Annotated in this window: 15 protein-coding genes and 1 pseudogene; all 16 read left to right on the top strand. The window is 39.7% G+C overall.

Annotated features, from left to right (window positions below):
* The first annotated feature begins 1 nt into the window (after position 1).
* Complete coding sequence (gene mutL, locus ACIP9W_RS17420) at positions 2-1,807, top strand: DNA mismatch repair endonuclease MutL (protein ID WP_400791898.1); 1,806 nt, start codon at positions 2-4, stop codon at positions 1,805-1,807.
* Positions 1,808-1,818: 11 nt separating this feature from the next.
* The gene (gene glpK / locus ACIP9W_RS17415) at positions 1,819-3,330 is read left to right on the top strand and encodes a glycerol kinase GlpK (protein WP_400791895.1); all 1,512 of its coding nucleotides are present in this window, start codon (positions 1,819-1,821) and stop codon (positions 3,328-3,330) included.
* Entirely contained in the window at positions 3,331-4,983 is a 1,653-nt protein-coding gene (locus ACIP9W_RS17410; protein ID WP_400791893.1) for a glycerol-3-phosphate dehydrogenase/oxidase, read from the top strand. It abuts the gene before it with no gap.
* A 20-nt stretch (positions 4,984-5,003) separates the two neighbouring features.
* Positions 5,004-5,900, top strand: coding sequence for an alpha/beta fold hydrolase (locus ACIP9W_RS17405; RefSeq protein ID WP_400791891.1), 897 nt, complete (start codon positions 5,004-5,006; stop codon positions 5,898-5,900).
* Positions 5,893-6,810, top strand: coding sequence for a tRNA (adenosine(37)-N6)-dimethylallyltransferase MiaA (miaA, locus tag ACIP9W_RS17400; protein ID WP_400791889.1), 918 nt, complete (start codon positions 5,893-5,895; stop codon positions 6,808-6,810). The genes ACIP9W_RS17405 and miaA overlap by 8 nt, the downstream gene beginning before the upstream one ends.
* A 66-nt stretch (positions 6,811-6,876) precedes the next feature.
* A complete protein-coding gene (gene hfq, locus ACIP9W_RS17395) occupies positions 6,877-7,098 on the top strand; it encodes an RNA chaperone Hfq (RefSeq protein ID WP_142537315.1) in 222 nt (73 codons plus the stop codon).
* Between the two features lie 76 nt (positions 7,099-7,174).
* Positions 7,175-7,474, top strand: coding sequence for a rhodanese-like domain-containing protein (locus ACIP9W_RS17390; RefSeq protein WP_400791886.1), 300 nt, complete (start codon positions 7,175-7,177; stop codon positions 7,472-7,474).
* A gap of 83 nt (positions 7,475-7,557) precedes the next feature.
* The gene (locus tag ACIP9W_RS17385; protein WP_400791884.1) at positions 7,558-8,805 is read left to right on the top strand and encodes a methionine gamma-lyase family protein; all 1,248 of its coding nucleotides are present in this window, start codon (positions 7,558-7,560) and stop codon (positions 8,803-8,805) included.
* A 411-nt stretch (positions 8,806-9,216) separates the two neighbouring features.
* Entirely contained in the window at positions 9,217-9,789 is a 573-nt protein-coding gene (locus ACIP9W_RS17380) for a TetR/AcrR family transcriptional regulator (protein ID WP_400791882.1), read from the top strand.
* Between the two features lie 20 nt (positions 9,790-9,809).
* Entirely contained in the window at positions 9,810-10,904 is a 1,095-nt protein-coding gene (locus ACIP9W_RS17375) for an S-methyl thiohydantoin desulfurase family protein (protein WP_400791879.1), read from the top strand.
* 2 nt (positions 10,905-10,906) lie between these two features.
* The gene (locus ACIP9W_RS17370) at positions 10,907-12,463 is read left to right on the top strand and encodes a hydantoinase/oxoprolinase N-terminal domain-containing protein (protein ID WP_400791877.1); all 1,557 of its coding nucleotides are present in this window, start codon (positions 10,907-10,909) and stop codon (positions 12,461-12,463) included.
* Between the two features lie 17 nt (positions 12,464-12,480).
* Positions 12,481-13,200, top strand: a complete 720-nt coding sequence (locus ACIP9W_RS17365) for an aspartate/glutamate racemase family protein (protein ID WP_400791875.1) — start codon at positions 12,481-12,483, stop codon at positions 13,198-13,200.
* Between the two features lie 17 nt (positions 13,201-13,217).
* The gene (locus tag ACIP9W_RS17360; RefSeq protein WP_400791873.1) at positions 13,218-14,519 is read left to right on the top strand and encodes a purine-cytosine permease family protein; all 1,302 of its coding nucleotides are present in this window, start codon (positions 13,218-13,220) and stop codon (positions 14,517-14,519) included.
* A 144-nt stretch (positions 14,520-14,663) separates the two neighbouring features.
* Positions 14,664-14,918: pseudogene (locus ACIP9W_RS17355) on the top strand (methionine gamma-lyase family protein); the annotation flags it as partial.
* Between the two features lie 597 nt (positions 14,919-15,515).
* On the top strand, positions 15,516-15,899 hold the full coding sequence (locus tag ACIP9W_RS17350) for a MerR family transcriptional regulator (RefSeq protein WP_282243985.1): 384 nt from the start codon (positions 15,516-15,518) through the stop codon (positions 15,897-15,899).
* A 40-nt stretch (positions 15,900-15,939) separates the two neighbouring features.
* Entirely contained in the window at positions 15,940-17,274 is a 1,335-nt protein-coding gene (gene glnA / locus ACIP9W_RS17345; RefSeq protein ID WP_400791870.1) for a type I glutamate--ammonia ligase, read from the top strand.
* Positions 17,275-17,337: the final 63 nt, after the last annotated feature.

The following is a 17,337-nucleotide window of genomic DNA, read 5'->3' as shown; positions in this document are numbered from 1 at the left end:
AATGGGACAAATCATCGTAATGGAAGAGCTACTTTCCAATAAAATAGCAGCAGGGGAAGTAGTAGAACGTCCCGCTTCTGTTGTAAAAGAATTAGTGGAAAATGCAATCGACGCAGAAAGCACATCGATTGAAATCATATTAGAAGAAGCAGGGCTTGCGAAAATTCAAGTAACGGATAACGGAAAAGGAATGGATGAAGTGGATGCTGTTCAATCCTTTTCCAGACATGCGACGTCTAAAATTACGACGGAGCATGATTTGTTTCGCATTAGATCATTAGGTTTTCGCGGGGAAGCACTTGCCAGTATTGCATCTGTGTCCAAAATAAGTTTATGGACATCGGACGGAGAAAATGTTGGAACGAAAGTGGAACTAGAAGGTGGGCGAATCATTTCTTGTACACCAGCCCCTATTCGCCGTGGAACAGATATTGCAGTTACGCAATTATTTTTTAATACACCAGCACGGTTGAAATATTTGAAAACGATTCAAACGGAACTTGGTCATTCGATCGATTTGATCAACCGATTAGCACTTAGTTATCCGCACATAGCTTTTAAGCTTATCCATAATGCCCAAACGATTATCCAAACAAGTGGAAGAGGAGATTTAAGACAAGTACTCGCTTCTATATATGGAGTGACGAATGTAAAGAAAATGGTTCCATTTGAAAAGGAATCATCCGATTTTCAAATTTCAGGATTTGCGACGATGCCTGAAATTACACGAGCTTCTAAAAACTATATAACGATTTTAGTGAATGGTCGCTGGGTTAAGCATTACGGGTTGAATAATGCGATTGTAGATGCATACCATACACTACTTCCGATTGGCAGATATCCGATTGTTGTATTGAATATTGAAACGGATCCTATGCTTACAGATGTGAACGTCCATCCGGCGAAGCACCAAATAAGGCTTAGTAAAGAAAAAGAGTTAATGGAGCTTGTTCGTCAAACGATTCGTTCAGTCATTCACCGGGTGCAACAGCCACCGAAAATTATAGAAAAGCCAGAAGTGAAAAAGCAGCAGAGCGTGCAATTCGATTTCTTTAAACCATATAGACCTCCTGAAGAACCGGTTGCTCAGGTAACAGAAGAGCCGGCGGAGCAACCAATGATTATTCATGAAGCGCAAACTCCATTACCTGAAGAGCAGTCACCAGTGGTTGAACCTTACGTAGAAGAGGCTTATATAGAAGAAGTTGTGGCAGAAAAACAGCCTTTTCCTGATTTACATGTTGTAGGACAAATTCATGGAACATATATTGTTGCGCAAAGCGATGATGGCTTTTATTTAATCGATCAGCACGCAGCGCAGGAACGGATAAAATATGAATTTTATAAAGAAAAAGTGGGAGAAGTAAACGCTGGAGAACGACAAGCTTTATTGCTACCTCTTACATTCCATTATTCATTAGACGAGGCCTACCGAATTAAAGAATCCATCCAGGCACTTCAAGATGTGGGGATATTTTTAGAGGAGTTTGGTTCCTCCAGCTTTGTCGTCAGAGAGCATCCAACATGGTTTCCGGCAGGACATGAAACGAAGATTATCGAAAACTTAATCGAACAGGTATTAACGAACCGAAAAACAGACATTAAAAAGCTTCGCGAGGAAGCCGCTATTATGATGAGCTGTAAATTATCGATCAAAGCAAATCATTATTTAACGATGCATGATATGGAACAGCTGTTACAAAGCTTGAAAGCTGCACAGCACCCACTCACATGTCCGCACGGCCGGCCTGTTATTGTACATTTTTCAACGTATGAAGTGGAGAAGATGTTTAAACGAGTCATGTAGGAGGGAATCAGATGGAAAAATTTATTTTGTCGATTGATCAAGGTACTACAAGCTCGCGCGCCATATTGTTTGATCAGCAAGGTAATATTGTGCACACCGCCCAAAAGGAATTTACACAATATTTTCCGAAACCGGGATGGGTGGAACATGATGCACAGGAAATTTGGGGATCTGTTTTGTCGGTCATTGCAGGGGTTTTGACCGAAAGTGGGAACCAACCAGAAAACGTGCATGCAATTGGTATTACAAACCAGCGGGAAACAACGGTCGTTTGGAACAAAAAAACGGGAAGGCCGATCTATCATGCGATCGTTTGGCAATCAAGACAAACGCAAAGTATCATCGATGAGTTAAAAAAAGAAAAGCTCGATACCTTTTTCAAGGATAAAACAGGGCTGATGCTAGACCCTTACTTTTCTGCTACAAAAGTAAAATGGATTTTAGATCATGTGGACGGAGCAAGAGAGCAAGCAGAGGCAGGAGAACTGCTTTTTGGGACGATTGATACGTGGTTAATTTGGAAACTTTCAAACGGAAGTACGCATGTGACGGATTATTCGAATGCGTCGAGGACTATGCTCTATAACATTTATGAACAGCAGTGGGATCAAGAAATTTGCGATAAATTAAATATCCCGATGAGTATGCTTCCAAACGTTGCTTCTTCTTCTGAAGTTTATACGCAAACGGATCCTTCCGTATTTTTCGGAAAAGCGATAGATATCGCAGGAGCAGCGGGGGATCAGCAAGCTGCCTTATTTGGCCAATGCTGTTTTGACAAGGGAATGGCCAAAAACACGTATGGTACTGGTTGCTTTATGCTGCTCAATACAGGGGAAGAAGCAGTTAAGTCTCCATCTGGGCTACTCACAACGATTGCATGGGGTCTAAATGGCAAAGTGACTTATGCTTTAGAAGGTAGTGTATTTGTTGCTGGTTCTGCCATTCAATGGCTTAGAGACGGGCTTCGTATGGTGAAAAAAGCAGCGGACTCCGAAGACTATGCAAAAAGAGTAGAATCGACAGATGGTGTGTATATTGTTCCAGCTTTTGTTGGGCTTGGTACGCCTTATTGGGACTCGGATGCAAGAGGAGCGATTTTTGGACTTTCTCGGGGGACGACAAAAGAGCATTTCATTCGCGCGACACTGGAATCTTTAGCATATCAATCGAAGGATGTACTCCATACGATGGAACAAGATTCCGGCGTGGATGTAGAAGTGCTTCGGGTGGATGGAGGAGCCGTGGGCAATGAATTCCTCATGCAATTTCAAAGTGATCTTCTTGACTTACCAGTAGAACTAGCAAAGTTAAATGAAACAACTGCACTTGGCGCAGCCTTTTTAGCAGGGTTAGCTACTGGGTTTTGGAAAGATGAGCAGGCACTTTCCGATATGCGTGAAAGCCAGAAATTGTACGAACCAAAAATGGATGAACAAATGCGCAATCGGTTATACAAAGGTTGGAAAAAAGCAGTGGAAGCAACAAGAGTATTCAAACTTTCAGATGAAGAGGTGGATTAAGTGAAATCTTCTGTGGAACGAGAACAAATTTTGCACACATTAAATTTTTATGAATTCGATGTATTAGTCATCGGAGGAGGTATTACGGGAGCGGGCATCGCATTAGATGCGGTGACTCGTGGTATGTCCGTTGCATTAGTCGAAATGCAGGATTTTGCTGCGGGAACTTCGAGTAGATCGACGAAGCTTGTACATGGTGGACTTCGCTATTTAAAGCAGTTTGATGTGAAAGTAGTAGCAGAGGTTGGGAAAGAACGAGAAATCGTGTATGAAAATGCTGTGCATGTGACCGAACCAGAATGGATGTTGTTACCGTTTCATAAAAAAGGAACATTTGGACCACTTAGCACATCTGCAGGATTAAAAGTGTATGATTTTCTAGCTGGTGTCAAAAAAGAAGAGCGACGTCATATGCTGACTCCGGAGCAAACGCTGGAAAAAGAACCGCTTATTAAAAGTAAAGATTTACTAGGTGGCGGCTACTATGTAGAATATCGAACAGACGATGCGAGACTAACGATTGAAGTGCTGAAAAAAGCAATTGAAAAAGGGGCCGTTTGCCTTAATTACGCGAAAGCAAAATCTTTCTTATATGATGATCAAAACAAAATCAATGGGGCAGAAATTGTAGATGTACTAAAAAACAAGCGCATTCATATTCACGCGAAAAAAGTGGTGAATGCAACAGGTCCTTGGGTCGACGCAGTTCGATCACTTGATGCGATTGATAATAAGAAAAAGTTAAAGCTAACAAAAGGTGTCCATATCGTCTTGGATCAATCTGTTTTTCCTTTAAGGCAGGCAGTTTATTTTGATGCTCCAGATAAACGCATGATTTTTGCGATTCCGCGTGACGGGAAAACATATGTCGGTACAACGGATACTTTTTTTGAAGGGAATATCGAACATCCTACTGCAACGGATGAAGATGTGGACTATTTAGTAAATGCTGTTCATCATATGTTTCCGCTTGTAAATGTTTTGAAAAGACAAGTGGAATCTACTTGGGCTGGTGTTCGTCCGCTCATTTATGAGGATGGGAAAAATCCTTCTGAAATTTCTAGGAAAGATGAAATTTGGCGGTCTGAGGCCGGATTATTTACAATAGCTGGTGGCAAATTGACGGGTTATCGTAAAATGGCGGAAACCATCGTTAATGCTATTTCCAAAGAGTTGGGCGATGAACAATATGGTCCCTGTGTCACTAAGCATGTTCCTCTATCGGGTGGGGACCTCGGAGGAGCGGACCAGTTGGAAGCTTTTATTGCAACGAAAGCGCAATTAGCTCCTTCGTATGGTTTATCGATAGCTGAAGGAAAAAGCTTAGCGAAATTTTATGGAACGAATGTAGACCGGGTATTCCACTATGCGCATATACTGTCGACCATTCCAACGGAGCTGCCATTAAGTCTTCTTGCGCAAGTCTATTATGCGGTTCATGAAGAGATGGCCTATACTCCTGCTGACTTTTTAGTAAGAAGAACGGGAATGCTTTATTTTAAAATCGATCAATATAAAATGTATAAAGAGGGTATATTGAACGTGATGGCGCAATTGTTACAGTATAGTGAGCAAGAAAAGACTTTTTATCAAAAACAATTGGACGCATTATTAATGGAAGCTACTATAAATGAAAGCAGGGCTGCTCTCTGAAAACGATTCTAGAAGGTCAGATGTCTGATGGTCACTTGGTTCATATTGTCAAATATATGCCGGAAGAGACTCCGGTCCTGCATGTGCATCTTTTGCACGGGATGGCAGAGCATATAGAACGCTATGGGGAATTTGCACAATTTTTAGTGGGAAAAGGCTTTATCGTTAGTGGACACGATCATCGTGGGCATGGAAAAACAGCTGAAAAAAATGGGCAACTAGGCTTTTTAGCAGATCAAGATGGTTTTGAACGAATCGTAGAAGACGTACGAGAAGTTTTAGTGCATGTGCGAGAAGATATCGGAGACGTGCCGCTTGTTTTATTTGGTCATAGTATGGGGTCCTTTGTTGCGAGAAGATATATGCAAAAGTATAGTGAATCTCTAGCTAAGGTTATCCTCAGTGGCACGGCATTTGATCCTGGAATCATGGGAGATATTGGGACTGTCATCGGAAAGCTTGCGTCCAAAAAGAAAACACCACAAGCAGAAAGCCCTTTGCTTAACAAGCTTTCCTTTGGTGGGTTCAATAAACAATTTCAAGATGCTCAAACAGATTTCGATTGGTTGAGTTCGGATGCAAATGAAGTGAAAAAGTATATCGATGATCCAAATTGCGGTTTTATCCCTTCAAATCAATTTTATATCGATCTATTTCATGGATTAAAAATCGTTCATCATAAAAGTGAACTCAAGAACATAAGAAAAGATTTACCTATACTATTAATTAGCGGTCTAGAAGACCCGGTCGGTAAATCTGGTAAAGATATTTTTAAAGTAGCGAAAGGTATGACGAATGTAGGAATGGAAAATGTAACAGTTCAATTAATAGAAAATGCACGACATGAAATTTTAAACGAAGTAAATAAAAATGACACGTATCAATTTATCCAAAACTGGATGTTAAAAGATGTCTGAGAAACCTGTAGTACTAGCAATTGTAGGACCTACAGCGGTAGGGAAAACTGCTCTAAGTATTGAGCTTGCAAAAACGTTTAATGGAGAAATCATTAACGGTGATTCTATGCAAATCTACCGCGAGCTCTCTATTGGAACAGCTAAGATTACGGAAGAGGAGATGGAAGGAGTTCCCCATCATTTATTGGACATAAAGGATCCAACAGAAAGTTTCTCGGTAGCGGAATATCAAAAAATCGTGCGAGAGAAAATAGAAGAAATTGCTAGCCGAGGGAAACTGCCGATAATCGTTGGGGGAACTGGGCTCTATATCCAATCAGTCTTATATGATTTTCGTTTTACAGAGCAGCCTAAAATAGTCGTAAGCTTACAAAAAGAATTAGAAAAGCTCCCACCAGATGAACTATTTAATCGATTACGTAAGTTAGACCCAGAGGCAGCTAGTGAAATTCATCCGAATAATATACAACGAGTGATTCGCGCGATCGAACGAGTAGAGCTTAGCGGAAAGCAGAAAAAAGAAATAGAACAAGACCATGGGCAGGAAAAAGTATATCCCCATTATATAATCGGTCTGACTACCGATCGTGAAGTTCTGTACGACCGGATAAATAAACGGGTAGAGTTGATGGTGGAAAAAGGTTTATTAGAAGAAGTAAAAAAACTCCATGAGCAAGGGATCCGTGGAGTTCAATCGATTCAAGCGATCGGTTATAAAGAAATTTATGCTTACTTGGATGGATTCCTCACACTAAAAGAGGCATTGGATAATTTAAAGCAAAACTCTAGAAGGTACGCAAAACGCCAGTTAACTTATTTCCGTAACAAAATGGACATCCATTGGTATGATCCATTTGTGGATGGTAAAAAGATTATAAAAGAAATTACCGATTTCTTGCAGGATAATTAAGAAATAAGGCGAATAGTAGATGTGGAGAGTACTTAATTATGTAAAATGCACAATGGGGGAATTGGAATGAAACCTATGAATATTCAAGACAATTATTTGAATCAATTAAGAAAAAACAATATTTTTGTTACTGTATTTTTATTAAACGGCTTCCAACTAAAAGGGTTAGTGAAGTCTTATGATAATTTTACCGTTCTTTTTGAGTCAGATGGAAAGCAACAATTAATATACAAGCATGCTATTTCGACATTTGCTCCTTCTAAGCCTGTACCGCTTACGGAAGAATAAGCCGGGTAAATTGACAGACAAGCTGGTTACTATTATGATTTTAAAGGAATAGACATCAGAAGGGCAGATTAAAAAAATGAATGTAATTACAACGGAACAACTTTTAGAAAAAATAGACGCTGGCGAAACAGTAAGCGTCATTGATGTACGTGAAAGCGAAGAAGTAGCAACTGGTATCATTCCAGGTGCAAAACATATCGCGCTAGGTCAAATCGAAACGAGAATGGATCAACTGGACAAATCCGTACCTCATTATATCGTCTGCAAAGCTGGTGGCCGCAGTGCAATGGCTTGCGAGATTCTCGAGGAAAACGGTTTTACAGTAACAAACGTTGCAGGTGGCATGCTAGATTGGGAAGGCGAGCTACAGTTTTAACTAACTTTACTTCAGCGAAGGCTAATTTCATTTAGTTGAGATTAGTCTTTTCTATTTGTCATTTAAATCAAGGAGCGAAACAGATGAATTTTACGACAACATTATCACCAGAAGTTTTAGATATTGCAAAAAGAGCGGAAGCAAAAATTGCGAGCTACCATAAAGAAGTAGAAAATATTGCATTCTTCAATCAACAAAAAGTAATCCATGCATTTAAAACGCATCAAGTAAGTGATCACCACTTTAACCCATCTACTGGCTACGGCTATGACGACGAGGGACGTGATACGTTAGAAAAAGTGTATGCGACCACGCTTGGTGCAGAAGCTGCACTTGTACGTCCGCAAATTATTTCGGGTACGCATGCCATTTCGATTAGTTTGTTTGGCGTGCTTAGACCGAATGATGAGTTGTTGTACATAACTGGAAAGCCCTATGATACACTTCAATCGATTGTGAGTGGAGGAGAAGAAGATACTGGTTCACTTGCCGATTTTGGTATTTCGTATCAGCATGTTGACTTGCTGGAATCAGGTGCGATCGATTGGGAAATGGTTGAAAAAACGGTCAAAGCAAATACAAAAGTAATTGCGATCCAACGTTCAAAAGGGTATGCAGTGCGACCTTCATTTACGGTGGAGCAAATAAAAGAAATGGTTCAAAAGATAAGAGCGATAAAAGAAGATGCCATTATTTTCGTGGACAATTGCTACGGTGAGTTTGTGGAAGAATTGGAACCGACCAATGTTGGGGTAGATCTAATGGCGGGTTCTTTGATCAAAAATCCTGGTGGTGGTATTGCGAAAACGGGTGGCTACATTGCAGGAAAAGCTGAGCTTGTAACGAAGTGTGCGTATCGTATGACTTCACCGGGAATTGGAGCAGAGGCTGGAGCTTCTCTAAATACCTTGATGGATATGTACCAAGGATTTTTCCTAGCTCCGCATATTGTTTCGCAAGCGGTAAAGGGAGCCATTTTTACGTCTGCAGTATTAGAAGAAGTGGGTATGACGACAGAACCCCATTATTCGCAAAAAAGAACAGACCTCATACAATCGGTATCGTTCCAAACGGCCGAGCAAATGATTCAGTTTTGCAAAGCAATTCAAATGCATTCGCCGGTTAATGCACAATTTGCGCCAGAACCTGCCTATATGCCAGGTTACGAGGATGATGTAATTATGGCGGCGGGTACATTCATTCAAGGATCTAGTATGGAGTTAACGGCAGATGGACCAATCCGTCCACCGTATACGGCTTTTATCCAAGGTGGTTTGACGTACGAACATGTGAAATATGCTATTTTAGGAGCAGTGCAGTCATTACGGTAAATTTAGAAATAAAAGAAGTGTAGGAAGTGACTTGGTCATTTTCTGCGCTTTTTTATTACCTTTTATCATTTATTGAGGAGATTGTAGGGGAGTTACTAGTTTGTTTAAAAACTGGTTCCCTATAAAGATGATTCCATTATAAAGAAATATATGGGAGGCCATAGCCTTTTAATTTTCATGGCAGTAATCGTTAAGGCAGTTTTTTGCTGTTTTAACTGTAGTGCAGAATCTATTACCTTGTACTACTTGAGAATGCAGAAAGATAAAAAAGTTGATGTAATTGATTCAACAACGGCGTTCTCAATTGTATAACAAACATACTAATTAAAATTTTCAAAACATATTGAAAGATGAAACAAAATGTTTTATTATATTACCTAACGAACATTAGGTAGGTGGTGAGATTACAAATTGACAAAAAAGAAACTAATTGAAGCTGCTTTGACCATTTATGCAGAAGAAGGATATAAAGGGACCACGATGAAAAAGATAGCCGATGCCGTTGGAATTAAAGCATCCTCTATTTATTTTTTTTATCCAAATAAAGAAGCGTTATTAGAAGAAGTATTTCAACAGATATTGGCAAATCATCAAAAGGAATTGCATCGAATTTTCGAGAAAACAAAGGGATTACCTGTCCGCAGTGGTTTACAACAGTTATTAAGAAGCGTCGCTTATTTTCATCGAAAAGATGTAGTAAATACAAAAGCCTTTGTACAATTAACTTCCGATTTTGCAGACTTCAAAAATGAATTTTCAAAATACTTGAATGAATTTGAAAGTTGGTTGTTACAAAATTATTTTAACGAACTATCAAACGAATTTCCGAATGCAACGCACGTAGAAATCAAGCAATGTGCACATCAAATTGAACTGATTGCAAATGGGCTTTTTTGGTCAACAATCGTCTATTCTGACGAGGTGTTTGAAAAACAAGTTCAAGCTGCTGAAAAATTATTACTGGCGCTTATCAATCAATTATAAAAAGGAGAGAACGAGTCATTATGAGATTATTAGGAAAAGAAGAGATTGAAAATATTGCTATTGGTGCTGCGCTCCTTGGTACTGGAGGGGGAGGAGATCCGTACATCGGCAAACTAATGGCTTTACAAGCAATCGAAGAATATGGACCTATTCGCCTCATTTCGATTGATGAAGTGCCGGATGGTGCATTAATCGTCCCTTCTGCTATGATGGGCGCACCTACAGTAATGGTAGAAAAAATACCAAATGGTGATGAAGCGGAGGCTGCTTTTAAAGCATTGGAAAACTATATTGGGCAGGAAATTTATGCAACGATGCCCATTGAAGCTGGTGGTGTGAATTCATTATTACCGCTTGCATTGGCAGCAAAACTTGGCTTACCGGTAATTGATGCGGATGGAATGGGACGAGCTTTTCCTGAATTACAGATGGTGACATTTTATTTAAATGGCATATCCGCATCTCCGATGGTTTTAGCGGACGAAAAAGGAAACAATCTGGTTATGAATACCATTAATAATAATTGGGCGGAACGGATTGCACGCAGTGCCACAGTAGATATGGGCGGCTCTGTCATGCTAGCAATTTATCCGATGACAAAAGAAGAAGTAAAAGAAAGTGCCATATTAGAAAGTTTGACACTGGAAGAACAAATTGGCGCTGCAATACGCAAAGCCAAAGAGCATGAAGCGAATCCAATAGATGCTGTATTGCAATTATTAAATGGTTTTGAACTGTTTAAAGGGAAGATTAGCGATATTAATCGTGTAACTGTTGATGGTTTTGCAAAAGGGCAAGCGAAAGTACAGGGCTTAGATGCTTATACCGATCAAGAGTGTATGCTTCACTTCCAAAATGAACACCTTTTAGCAACTAAGGGCGAGGAAACGCTATGTGTTACACCAGACTTAATTGCTGTGCTAGACACAGATACTGGTATTCCGATTACTACGGAAGGCATTCGCTATGGAGCGCGCTGCACAGTTATTGGTATACCTGCAAATGAAAAATGGCGTACAGAAAAAGGGTTGGCAACAGTCGGACCAACCTATTTTGGATATGAAGTGCCTTATGTGGAAGTTGAAAAATTACAAGCGAAGAAGGAGTTATCGTAATTATGGAAATTTATCGGATAGGAATCGACGTTGGCGGTACTCATACGGATGCTGTCATTTTGGATGCTTCAAATAATGTGATCGCAGAGGCAAAAGAGCCTACAACTGCAGATACATCAACTGGTATATTCAATGCATTAAAAAAAGTAGTTTCAAATTCTAACGTTGATAAAAGTCAAATTAAGTATGCGATGCTAGGTACGACTCATTGTACAAACGCGATCGTTGAACGAAAAAGATTAAACAAAGTCGCTTCGATTCGCATAGGTGCGCCTGCTACATTAGCCATTAAACCACTGGTTGGTGTACCTGAGGATTTAAAAAATATTATCGGTAAGCATCTTTATATCGTTGAAGGTGGTCACGAATTCGATGGTAGGGAAATTACCCCACTAAATGAAGATAAAATAAGATCCATTTGTAGGGAATTAAATGGGAAAGTAGATTCGATTGCAGTTGTTTCTGTATTCTCACCGATTTCAAAAGCACATGAAGAACGTGTCAGTGAAATTATTCAAGAAGAACTCGGTTCAGATATAGCAATTTCGCTTTCGTCAGAAATTGGAAACGTAGGGTTAATCGAGCGTGAGAATGCTACGATTTTAAACGCAGCGATTGTGGATGTTGCGAAAATCACTGCCCAAAGCTTTGTTGATGCACTTGAAAACGAAGGAATTCAAGCAACTGTATTTTTTGGACAAAATGATGGCACATTAATGTCGGTTGAATACACCGTGAAATACCCGATTTTAACAATTGCTTGCGGTCCGACAAATAGCATTCGAGGCGCCTCATACTTGTCGAAAAAAGCAGATGCTCTCGTGATCGATGTCGGTGGAACAACGACGGATATCGGTGTACTAGCTAACGGATTTCCTCGCCAATCTTCTCTTGCTGTAGACGTCGGCGGCGTTCGCACCAATTTCCGGATGCCGGATATTTTATCGATGGGATTAGGAGGCGGTACAATTATAAAATTGCAGGATAACGGCGAATTTACAATTGGTCCCAAAAGTGTCGGTCATCGTTTATATAAAGAAGGCTTAGCTTTCGGCGGCAATACGTTAACAACAACAGATGTTATTATCGCTTTAGGAAAAGCTAAGATCGGAAATCCTGAGTTAGTAGCACATTTAGATCAAAGTTTATTAGAAAAAATATATGCAGAAATGACGTTTATGGTAGAAGAGTCTATCGATAAAATGAAAACTAGTGCAGATGACATACCCGTTGTTTTAGTAGGCGGTGGCAGTATATTATTCCCATCTGCTTTAAAAGGGGCAAGTGAAGTCATTAAACCTGCTAATTTCGGCGTTGCAAATGCAATTGGATCTGCAATTTCTCAAGTGAGTGCAGAAATCGAAAAAATCTTCAAAATGGATGATTTAGGGAGGGAACAGACGTTAGATTTAGCTAAATCGCTTGCATATGACGAAGCGGTAAAAGCTGGGGCTGACAAAGAAAAATTAAATGTGGTTGATATCCAAGAAGTTCCACTTGCCTACATGGCGGGGAATGCTACAAAAGTACGGGTGAAAGTTGCTGGGGATTTAATCTAAATTAATAGGGGGCATAGATGATGAAAGTTAAAGTAATCTTACCAATCACTTCGGATATTTTTAACGAGGAAGTTTTGCAAGAATTTTCTTTTTACGCATCAGCTGGAACTGAAATAAGCATGACGAACTTATCCACCGGTCCCGCATCAATCGAAAGCGAATACGATGAAGCGCTTTGTTTGCCAAACTTTTTAGAGAAAGCAATTGAAGCAGAAAAAGAGGGGTATGATGCCATTATTAGTGATTGTTTCGCTGATCCTGGCGTTAAAGCGGCTCGGGAGGTACTTGATATTCCTGTGATTGGTCCAGGTGAATCCTCTATGCTTTATGCCAGTTCATTAGCCAGTTCTTTTTCGGTCGTTACTGTATTGCCTAATGTTATTTCAATGATTCGTAATGTTAGCAAGTTAGCTGGTTTAGATAGCAAACTTGCATCCGTTCGATATGTTTCAATTCCAGTGCTAGAGGTGCAAGACAAAGAACGTTTGGTGGATGCTCTCTATTCCGAAATGATCAAAGCAATCGAAGAAGATCAGGCGCACGCTTTAGTATTAGGATGCACAGGTTTCCTAGGTGTTGCAAGCGAATTGCAAGAACGTCTAAGTGCTTCCGGGTATGATGTACCTGTTATCGATCCTGCTTTTGCTTCACTTCAAATGGCGGAATCACTTGTAAATATGAAAGTCAAACAAAGCCGTTTAACCTATATGACACCACCATCAAAAGTACGTATTTAATTTAAAGGGGGACTAATATGAGCGCAGCAAAAAATGCTATCGGTGATGATTACTCATTATCACGTGTGCCACAATCCGCACGAAAATCTTTATGGAGCATTACGATCATTCGAGTTGGGGCATTTGCCACAATCTCACAATTTATTTTAGGGGCTACGATGGGATATGGCATGACATTTACGGATGCGCTCATTGCCACTTTTTTTGGTAGCATCATACTTCAAGTTGTTGGATTCCTTTTGGGCTACATCGGTGTTAGGGAAGGGCTATCAACGAGTTTATTGACGCGTTGGGCGGGCTTCGGAAAACATGGAGGTACGATTTTTAGTATTATAATAGCAATTTCCTGTATCGGTTGGTTCGGTGTCCAAAATACGATTTTTGCCAGTGGGTTAGTAGAAGCATCTAACGGCAAATTACCGTTAATACCCGCTATGTTCCTTACTGGTTTAAGTGTAACTTTCTTAGTTATTTTTGGGTTTAAATTGCTTAGCATTACAGCTGCAATTGCAGTGCCTGCTTTTTTACTTGCCGTATCGGCAGGGGTATTTTCTGTCTTTCATGAGACTTCTTTATCCGAGCTCTTTTCAGCAGCTCCAGCGGGTGAGCCGCTATCAATTGGGGTAGCTTCTACAATGATTGCGGGCGGTTTTATCGTAGGGGCAATCATTACGCCTGATATTAGTCGTTTTGCTAGAAGTGGAAAAGATGTGTTCTGGATGACTACAATTGGCTTAATTATAGGAGAACTAGGTATCAATATGATAGCAGTTTTACTAGCATTAGCTGCAAGAACAAATGACGTTGTCAGTATTATGGTTCAAGCATCAGGGATTATTGCCGCATTAGTCGTTGTTTTTTCTACTATTAAAATTAATAATGTCAATTTATACGCTGCATCTCTAAGTGTTACATCCATTTTTGATTCTGTCTTTAATGTACGGTTAGGTCGTGCGAAAGTTACTCTTGTCATTGGAATAATCGGTACAGTGTTATCTGCAATCGGGATTTTAAATTATTTTATCGATTTCCTAGTAGTACTTGGTGTGTTAGTTCCTCCGGTTGCGGGAATTATAATTATAGACTACTTCATTCTTAAAACGAGTCGTCAAGTATTAGATGAATCCAGAGAACGTGGCGAGTTACCAAGTGTTGCCGGTAGATTAAGTCCTATTACGATCATTGCTTGGGCAGGCGGATTTTTAGTGGGCTATTTTGTAACGTGGGGCATTCCATCTTTGAATGCACTATTCGTTAGCGGCGTTATATATTACATTGGAGGACTGGTTGTACGTACTAGAAGTGTGGCTATCTCGTAGGATAGTTGTAGAATTGCATGCTAGAATTATATTGATGCGTCCTTAAGTTAGAAAAAAGTGGGGGTTATATCGTGGGTAAAATTGACTTTGTTACAATGTGCATAATGATAGAACCCCATTGCACAAAAAGAACTAATCTTATTTGAACAAATGATTCAGTTTTGCAAAGCGATTCAAATGCATTCGCCAGTTAATGTGCAATTTGCGCCTGAACCTGCTTATATGCCGGATTATGAGGAAGATGTCATTATGGCCGCGGGTACAGTCATTCAAGGATCTAGTATGGAGTTAACTGCAGATGGACCAATCCGTCCTCCGTATACGGCCTTTATCCAAGGTGGCTTGACGTATGAGCATGTGAAATATGCTATTTTAGGAGCAGTGCAGTCTTTAAGGTAAATATAGGAAGCGTGGAAAATGAGTTGATCATTTTTCACGTTTTTTAATTTTCAGTCTTGTTTTGTGAGGCTTCTCATGGGGAAGTATGGAACGGGGGGCTTTGTTAAACTACATAGGATATAGATTTTTTAGAAAGAGTGGGGAGTAAAATACAGCTTGGTTAACTAAATCTCATTAAATGGCTAAGGGCAACTAGACGGTCTTAGAAAGCAACCAAATCAGTGTTGAAAGCAATCAATTCAGCATGAGAGCAACCAAATTGCTGGTGAAAGCAACCAATTGTTAAAATAGTGATTTTTGTTGAAAGGTATACATCATATCCGTTTAGCTAAAATAAATACGTATCAATGGAGTAATTCCAATAAGAGGATAAGGGCAACCAACTAGTCATCCAAAGCAACCAGTTAGATTCGAAAAGCAACCAATTTGGCATGAGAGCAACCAATTTTGAGTAGAAAGATATTGGTAGACGACTCTTTCTATGGGAAAGTGATTTCTTGTGTGAAACAAAAAATCATGTTACTTTTCCTGACATGATGTTGACATGTTAGCTAACATGACATATACTATTCATATATCCAGCTAGGAGGTGCAGCGATGGAAAAGGAATGGAGACGTTCCATGCCACTGCTATCTATGAATATTGTCATGCAGTTAACTGGCTTAACAGCTAGACAAATTCGATATTATGAAGAACATGAACTTGTTCAGCCTGCACGAACAGAAGGAAAGCAACGCATGTTCTCTTTAGATGATATCGATACATTATTGGAAATAAAAGACATGCTAGCAACAGGTGTGAATATTGCCGGGATTAAACAAATCTTCGAAATGAAAAACAATCCAGCATTAAAAAACGATGCAAAACAAGTAATTACAGATGCACAACTTCGTGCAATTGTAAAAGAAGAAATGCAGATAGCTCAAAGACATCAACGGGCATCTTTACGGCAAGGAGATCTGTCTCGCTTCTTTCGATAGAACGGGGTTTGATTATAAAATAATTTAGGAGAGTGAAAAAATGAGCAAGTACACAAAAGAAGATATTAAAAAGTTCGTCAAGGAACATGAGGTGAATTTTATTCGTCTTCAGTTTACAGACATACTAGGTACGATTAAAAACGTTGAAATTCCAGTGAGTCAGCTCGATAAAGCTCTCGACAATAAAATGATGTTCGACGGATCTTCTATTGAAGGATTCGTACGAATTGAAGAGTCAGATATGTATTTAGTTCCGGATTTGAATTCATGGGTTGTATTCCCTTGGATAACTGGAAAAGGGAAAGTAGCTCGTCTAATCTGTGACGTTAATAAAGCGGATGGCACTCCATTTGCAGGAGATCCACGTAATAACTTAAAACGAGTATTAAAAGAAATGGAAGAATTAGGATTCACAAGCTTTAACTTAGGACCGGAGCCTGAATTTTTCTTATTTAAATTAGATGCACAAGGCGAACCAACTTTAGAATTAAATGACCACGGTGGTTACTTCGATTTAGCGCCAGTCGATCTTGGAGAAAACTGCCGCCGCGATATCGTACTTGAGCTAGAGGAAATGGGCTTTGAAATTGAAGCATCTCACCATGAAGTAGCTCCTGGACAACACGAAATTGACTTCAAATATGCAGATGCGGTAACAGCATGTGATAATATTCAAACGTTTAAACTAGTAGTTAAAACAATCGCTCGTAAACATGGTTTACATGCGACATTCATGCCAAAACCATTATTCGGCGTAAACGGTTCTGGAATGCACTTTAACGTTTCATTATTCAACGGGAAAGAAAATGCATTTTACGATGAATCAACAGAAAGCAAAATGAGCGAAACAGCGATGCAATTTATGGCAGGTGTATTAGAGCATGTACAACATTTTACTGCTATCACAAACCCAACTGTAAACTCATACAAACGTTTAGTTCCTGGTTACGAAGCACCTTGTTATGTTGCTTGGTCAGGTCAAAACAGAAGCCCACTAGTTCGAATTCCTTCTTCTCGTGGATTAAGTACACGTATTGAAGTTCGTTCTGTAGATCCAGCAGCGAACCCATACCTAGCGATGGCTGTAATTTTACAAGCTGGTCTAGATGGCATTAAACAAAAAATGACGCCACCACCAGCAGTTGACCGTAATATTTACGTGATGACTGAAGAAGAACGTATCGAAAACGGTATTCATAACTTACCACCAACTCTTCATGAAGCGGTATTAGAACTTGGAAAAAGTGAAGTAATCCGCGGAGCACTAGGTGAGCATATTTATGCAAACTTCGTAGAAGCGAAAGAGATTGAATGGGATATGTTTAGAACGACTGTACATCCTTGGGAACGTGAACAATATTTGAAGATGTATTAATAGAAAAGCGTTGGGGCTCTATGGCTCCAACGCTTTTTCTTTTTCTCTAAAAACAGCCGATAT

Source organism: Psychrobacillus sp. NPDC093180, assembly GCF_044754065.1.
Taxonomy (GTDB): Bacteria; Bacillota; Bacilli; order Bacillales_A; family Planococcaceae; genus Psychrobacillus.
This window is presented reverse-complemented; position numbering and strand designations above follow the sequence as displayed.

What these genes read in the sequence shown, in the direction of transcription:
- ACIP9W_RS17375 (WP_400791879.1), top strand. Translation starts at nt 9,810, where the DNA reads ATGAGATTATTAGGAAAAGAAGAGATTGAAAATATTGCTATTGGTGCT.
- miaA (WP_400791889.1), top strand. Translation starts at nt 5,893, where the DNA reads ATGTCTGAGAAACCTGTAGTACTAGCAATTGTAGGACCTACAGCGGTA.
- ACIP9W_RS17350 (WP_282243985.1), top strand. Translation starts at nt 15,516, where the DNA reads ATGGAAAAGGAATGGAGACGTTCCATGCCACTGCTATCTATGAATATT.
- ACIP9W_RS17365 (WP_400791875.1), top strand. Translation starts at nt 12,481, where the DNA reads ATGATGAAAGTTAAAGTAATCTTACCAATCACTTCGGATATTTTTAAC.
- glnA (WP_400791870.1), top strand. Translation starts at nt 15,940, where the DNA reads ATGAGCAAGTACACAAAAGAAGATATTAAAAAGTTCGTCAAGGAACAT.
- ACIP9W_RS17360 (WP_400791873.1), top strand. Translation starts at nt 13,218, where the DNA reads ATGAGCGCAGCAAAAAATGCTATCGGTGATGATTACTCATTATCACGT.
- ACIP9W_RS17390 (WP_400791886.1), top strand. Translation starts at nt 7,175, where the DNA reads ATGAATGTAATTACAACGGAACAACTTTTAGAAAAAATAGACGCTGGC.
- ACIP9W_RS17405 (WP_400791891.1), top strand. Translation starts at nt 5,004, where the DNA reads ATGTCTGATGGTCACTTGGTTCATATTGTCAAATATATGCCGGAAGAG.
- mutL (WP_400791898.1), top strand. Translation starts at nt 2, where the DNA reads ATGGGACAAATCATCGTAATGGAAGAGCTACTTTCCAATAAAATAGCA.
- hfq (WP_142537315.1), top strand. Translation starts at nt 6,877, where the DNA reads ATGAAACCTATGAATATTCAAGACAATTATTTGAATCAATTAAGAAAA.
- ACIP9W_RS17385 (WP_400791884.1), top strand. Translation starts at nt 7,558, where the DNA reads ATGAATTTTACGACAACATTATCACCAGAAGTTTTAGATATTGCAAAA.
- ACIP9W_RS17370 (WP_400791877.1), top strand. Translation starts at nt 10,907, where the DNA reads ATGGAAATTTATCGGATAGGAATCGACGTTGGCGGTACTCATACGGAT.
- glpK (WP_400791895.1), top strand. Translation starts at nt 1,819, where the DNA reads ATGGAAAAATTTATTTTGTCGATTGATCAAGGTACTACAAGCTCGCGC.